General features: G+C 73.4%; 5 protein-coding genes. 1 reads left to right on the plus strand and 4 read right to left on the minus strand.

Annotated elements, in window-relative coordinates; genetic code table 11:
- Window positions 1-214 precede the first annotated feature (214 nt).
- Together KS423_RS37910 and KS423_RS37915 are read right to left on the minus strand one after the other, a co-directional pair.
- On the minus strand, window positions 215-541 hold the full coding sequence (locus KS423_RS37910) for a hypothetical protein (RefSeq protein WP_224284283.1): 327 nt from the start codon (window positions 539-541) through the stop codon (window positions 215-217).
- Window positions 538-873: an SAV_915 family protein gene (locus tag KS423_RS37915; RefSeq protein WP_224284284.1), complete on the minus strand. Its 336-nt coding sequence runs from the start codon at window positions 871-873 to the stop codon at window positions 538-540. Before KS423_RS37915 ends, KS423_RS37910 begins: the two co-directional genes overlap by 4 nt.
- Window positions 874-1,264: 391 nt before the next feature.
- Between KS423_RS37915 and KS423_RS37920 the strand changes: the two genes are divergently transcribed.
- On the plus strand, window positions 1,265-3,487 hold the full coding sequence (locus KS423_RS37920; RefSeq protein ID WP_224284285.1) for an NADP-dependent isocitrate dehydrogenase: 2,223 nt from the start codon (window positions 1,265-1,267) through the stop codon (window positions 3,485-3,487).
- A gap of 69 nt (window positions 3,488-3,556) precedes the next feature.
- Here KS423_RS37920 and KS423_RS37925 read toward each other — a convergent pair whose 3' ends face one another.
- Complete coding sequence (locus tag KS423_RS37925) at window positions 3,557-4,228, minus strand: hypothetical protein (RefSeq protein WP_224284286.1); 672 nt, start codon at window positions 4,226-4,228, stop codon at window positions 3,557-3,559.
- Window positions 4,229-4,314: 86 nt separating this feature from the next.
- Window positions 4,315-4,902 (minus strand): YdcF family protein, encoded by a 588-nt coding sequence (locus tag KS423_RS37930; RefSeq protein ID WP_224284287.1) that lies wholly within the window; start codon window positions 4,900-4,902, stop codon window positions 4,315-4,317.
- Window positions 4,903-5,109 lie beyond the last annotated feature (207 nt).

Genomic DNA, 5,109 nt, shown 5'->3' on the forward strand with positions numbered 1-5,109 from the left:
CGACCGGGCGCCGGGACGTCACCGCGCACCAGTGCCGCAGCGCGGGCGGGCATGTCGAGGGCAGCGGCTACTGCGTCGGCGCGGCCGGCGACGACACCTGGGGCCAGCCGATCGACGGCCAGGCGGTCAACCCGGACCCGCGGCCCGGGGAGGAGTGAGCGCGGTCGGGCGCCCCGGCCCCGGACAGGGGAGCGGGGCGCCGGGCCGATGCCGATCAGGGCACCGGCCGCAGGGTGACGGGGGCCGGGGTGAGAGCGCGCAGGACGAGGTCGATGTGCACCCGGGCGGCGCCCGCGCGGTGCAGGGCGGCGGCGATCGTCCGTAGCTCCTCGGGGCCGGTGCAGGCGAGCCGCAGTTCGAGGTCGGCCTCGCCGGCCAGGGCCAGGCCGCTCTGGACGGCCGGGAACTCCGCCGCGAGGCGGTCGAAGTCGAGCGGGACCGGGCCGTGGCTGATCCGGGCGATCGCGTGCAGCGCCCGGGCCTGCTGAGCCCGTCCCGCCGGAGCCGGACCGCCCGGGACGAGCTGGAGCGGGGCCGTCACCGGTGCTGGAACCGGACGGTCGGGGCCGGGACGGGCGGTGCGGCGGGGGCGGCACCGGGCGGTGCGGTGACCCACGGGACGGTGACGGAGGGGGCGACCAGCCTCGGGTCCACCACCAGGGTGTCGATACCGAGAGGGGCGGTGAGGTCACGGAGGGCGGGCTCGCCGAGTTCGATGTGGCCCTGGTCGGGCCCGAGGAGGGCGACGAGGGCCTCGGGGCTGGAGAATCCGACCGCGCAGCGGCGGCCGTCGCGCAGGTGGAACAGGCGGAGTGCGGTGGTGCCTCCGGTGCCGGAGGCGGTGACCGGAACGTGCCAGACGACGCGGGCCATGCGGATGCTCCCGAGTGGGGTGGTGGTGCCTGCCGGAACTGACTGCCTCGACGCTAGGACGGCCCGGCCCGGGTGCCGCCGGTCCTGACGCGGCGTTGACCGAATGGGGACGTGCGTTGACGCAGTCCTGACGCCCGGCTCCCCCGACTGGACCACACCACCGGTCGAGCGCTCCGCTTGCCCCGCGCGCCGAGCCGGACGACCGTGGAGTCCGTCCCCGTCACGACCCCTGCCGCGTCCCCCGTCGCGACCGCCGCAGCGCCCCCGACGCGAGGGCCGCAGCGCCCGCCGACCGGGTCGTTGTGCGCCCGGGGGCGGGGGGAGGTGGAGCCGGGGGCCCATGACGAGATATCTTGACGTCAAGACGTTGGAGACGTGAAGCGGAGTACCGATGACTGACTCGACCATCATCTATACGCACACCGACGAGGCTCCGGCCCTGGCGACCTACTCGTTCCTGCCGGTGGTCCAGGCGTACGCCTCGACCGCGGGTGTGCGGGTGGAGACCCGCGACATCTCCCTGGCCGGGCGGATCATCGCGAGCTTCCCGGAGCGTCTGACCGAGGCGCAGCGGATCGGCGACGCCCTGGCCGAGCTGGGTGAGCTGGCCAAGACCCCGGGTGCCAACATCATCAAGCTGCCGAACATCTCGGCCTCGGTGCCGCAGCTCAAGGCCGCCATCGCCGAGCTCCAGGCCCAGGGCTACGCCCTGCCGGACTACCCGGACGACCCGCAGAGCGACGAGGACAAGGACGTCCGCGCCCGCTACGACAAGGTCAAGGGCAGCGCCGTCAACCCGGTCCTGCGTGAGGGCAACTCGGACCGCCGCGCCCCGCAGTCGGTCAAGAACTACGCCAAGACCCACCCGCACCGCATGGGTGCCTGGACGGCCGACTCCAAGACCAACGTCGCCACCATGGGTGAGAACGACTTCCGGTCCACCGAGAAGTCCGCCGTGATCGCCGCCGACGGTGCGCTGCGCATCGAGCTGCTCGGCGAGGACGGCACCACCACCGTGCTGCGCGAGAAGGTGCCGGTGCTGGCCGGCGAGGTCGTCGACGCCTCGGTGATGCGGGCCGCCGCCCTCAACGAGTTCCTGGCCGCGCAGGTCGCCCGTGCCAAGGCCGAGGGCGTGCTGTTCTCGGTGCACCTGAAGGCCACGATGATGAAGGTCTCCGACCCGATCATCTTCGGCCACGTGGTCCGCGCCTTCTTCCCGAAGACCTTCGCCAAGTACGGCGAGGTGCTGGTCGCCGCCGGTCTGAACCCGAACAACGGCCTCGGCGGCATCCTGGCCGGCCTCGACAACGTGCCGCACCTCGGTGCCGAGATCAAGGCCTCCTTCGAGGCCGAGCTGGCCGAGGGCCCGGCCCTGGCCATGGTCGACTCCGACAAGGGCATCACCAACCTGCACGTGCCGAGCGACGTCATCGTCGACGCCTCGATGCCGGCCATGATCCGCACCTCCGGCCACATGTGGGGCCCGGACGGCGAGGAGGCCGACACCCTCGCCGTGCTGCCGGACAGCAGCTACTCCGGCGTGTACCAGGCCGTCATCGACGACTGCCGCGCCCACGGCGCCCTGGACCCGGCGACCATCGGCTCGGTGCCGAACGTCGGCCTGATGGCCCAGAAGGCCGAGGAGTACGGCTCGCACGACAAGACCTTCGAGATCGACGCCGCGGGCACCGTCCGCCTGGTCGACGCCGAGGGCAACGTGGTGCTGGAGCAGGCCGTCCAGCCGGGCGACATCTTCCGCGCCTGCCAGACCAAGGACCTGCCGATCCAGGACTGGGTCAAGCTGGCCGTCACCCGCGCCCGCGCCACCGGCGTCCCGGCGGTGTTCTGGCTGGACGAGACCCGCGCCCACGACGCGGTGCTGATCGAGAAGGTCAAGAAGTACCTGCCGGAGCACGACACCACCGGCCTGCAGATCGAGATCAAGTCCCCGGTCGAGGCCACCAAGTTCTCGCTGGAGCGCATCCGCCGCGGCGAGGACACCATCTCGGTGACCGGCAACGTGCTGCGCGACTACCTGACCGACCTGTTCCCGATCCTGGAGCTGGGCACCAGCGCCAAGATGCTGTCGGTCGTCCCGCTGATGGCGGGCGGCGGCCTGTTCGAGACCGGCGCCGGCGGCTCCGCCCCGAAGCACGTCCAGCAGCTGGTCAAGGAGAACTACCTGCGCTGGGACAGCCTGGGTGAGTTCTTCGCGCTGGCCGCCAGCTTCGAGCACCTGGCCGGCAGCACCGACAACGCCCGCGCCCAGGTGCTGGCCGACACCCTGGACCGCGCCACCGGCACCTTCCTCAACGAGGACAAGTCGCCGAGCCGCCGCCTCGGTGGCATCGACAACCGCGGCAGCCACTTCTACCTGGCCCTGTACTGGGCCCAGGAGCTGGCCAAGCAGACCGCCGACGCCGAGCTGGCCCAGGCCTTCGCCGGCCTGGCCGCGGCGCTGACCGAGCAGGAGTCGGCCATCGTGGACGAGCTGATCTCCGTCCAGGGCTCGCCGGTCGACCTCGGCGGCTACTACCAGCCGGACCCGGCCAAGGCCGCCGCCGTGATGCGCCCGTCCAAGACCTTCAACGAGGCGATCGCCAACCTCGGCTGAATCCAGCTGAGTTGAGGCACCAGGAGGCCCCCGGGTCCGTCCGTACGGACCCGGGGGCCTCCTCCGTGCTCAGGCGTCGGCCGTCCGCCGGCGGCCGAGCAGGCCGTTCTCGTGCAGGAGGATCAGCTGACCGCCCCAGACCAGCGCGGTGGCGACCAGGCAGGCGAGTGCGATCAGGATGCCCATACCGATCCTGACCGGCCGGTGCTCGGCCACCTCGCCGGTCGAACCGTCCGCCCAGACCTGCTCCTGATGGCCGTCCGGGTGGTTCCCGTCGGGGGAGCGCCGGACCTGCTCCCAGTCCTGCCCGGCGGCCGTCCAGCGGTAGGTGCAGCTGTAGACGTCGACCGCCCCGATCGGTCCGCGGTCGGTGTCCAGGGTCTCCGAACCGGAGACGTGGCAGCCGCTCAGGGTGGCTGTCACCGCCTGGTCGCTGTGCATCCAGCTCCGGATGTCGTACGTGGCGGACGCCGTCATCAGGACGCCGAGCAGCGGTGGCACGAGCAGGAAGAGGCCGACGCCCACCACCGCACCGGGGGAGAGCTCGTCCCGCAGGAACGGCCCCGAGGCCGCCGCGCCCGTCAGCAGGGCGGCCCCGAACGCCCACCCGTGCCAGGACAGCCACCCCGGGTCGTCGAACACCCACTGCCAGGCGGCCATCCCGCCCACCGTCGCCGCGACCAGGCCGGCGGCCAGGCCCACCCGCACGCCGGCCCGTTGCAGGGCGCTCCACTCGTACATGCCCGGTGCCCCCTCCGCACTCGTCTCCGTCCCCATCCTGACGCAGGGGTGTGACGTGATCCAGAGCCCGGCGCCGGGACCGGCCCTCAGGCGCGGCCGAGCAGGGCGAGGGCGGTGCCGACGGCCTCGCGCAGCAGGAGGTACGGGCCGTGCGCCAGCGGGCCGTCCGCGCCGAGCACGGCGGCGGGGGCACCGGCCCGGCGGGCGGCCAGGGCGGAGCGGACGGTGTGGAAGCCGTTGGTGACCACCGTGCAGCGGTAGCCGGGGCGCTCGGCGGCCATCAGGGCGGCGCTGAAGCGCAGGTTCTCGGCGGTGTTCACGGCCCGCTCCTCGCGTCGGATCCGATCCTCCGGGACGCCCCGGGCGACCAGGTAGCGGGCCATCGCGGCGGCCTCGGTGCAGTCCTCGTGCGGGCCCTTCCCGCCGGTCACCAGGACGAGCGGGGCGTACCCGGCGGCCTCCTCGACGGCGAAACGATCCAGCGCGGCGTCCAGCCGGGCCGCCAGCGGGGGCGCGGGCTCGCAGCCGTCCAGCGCGGCGCCCAGGACCACCAGGTAGTCGGAGCCGGCCGGCGTGGGCCGGCGGCGGTGGTACAGCGCCAGGCCGAGGAAGCCGAGCAGCCAGAGCAGGACGTACCCGCAGAGCAGGACGGCGACGATCGGCAGGACGTGCATGTCCGTTCGAACGCATCCGGCGGAACGACCGTTCCGGCGCTCGGTGGAAACACCGTCCCGTGGTGGGCCGGAAACGACGGAACCCCCGTTCCGGAGGTGGAACGGGGGTTGCCGGGAACGGGGGTTCCGCGGTGGGCGGCGGCGGGCTCAGCCGGCGTCGGCCACCGGGGCTGCACCGGTGGCCGGGGCGGCCGGGGCCGCGCTCGC

Source organism: Streptomyces sp. LS1784, assembly GCF_020103755.1.
Classification (GTDB): domain Bacteria; phylum Actinomycetota; class Actinomycetes; order Streptomycetales; family Streptomycetaceae; genus Kitasatospora.

Bases quoted from the DNA above. Each gene is read 5' to 3' on its own strand.
- KS423_RS37915 (WP_224284284.1), bottom strand. From the start codon at position 873: ATGGCCCGCGTCGTCTGGCACGTTCCGGTCACCGCCTCCGGCACCGGA.
- KS423_RS37920 (WP_224284285.1), top strand. From the start codon at position 1,265: ATGACTGACTCGACCATCATCTATACGCACACCGACGAGGCTCCGGCC.
- KS423_RS37925 (WP_224284286.1), bottom strand. From the start codon at position 4,228: ATGTACGAGTGGAGCGCCCTGCAACGGGCCGGCGTGCGGGTGGGCCTG.
- KS423_RS37930 (WP_224284287.1), bottom strand. From the start codon at position 4,902: ATGCACGTCCTGCCGATCGTCGCCGTCCTGCTCTGCGGGTACGTCCTG.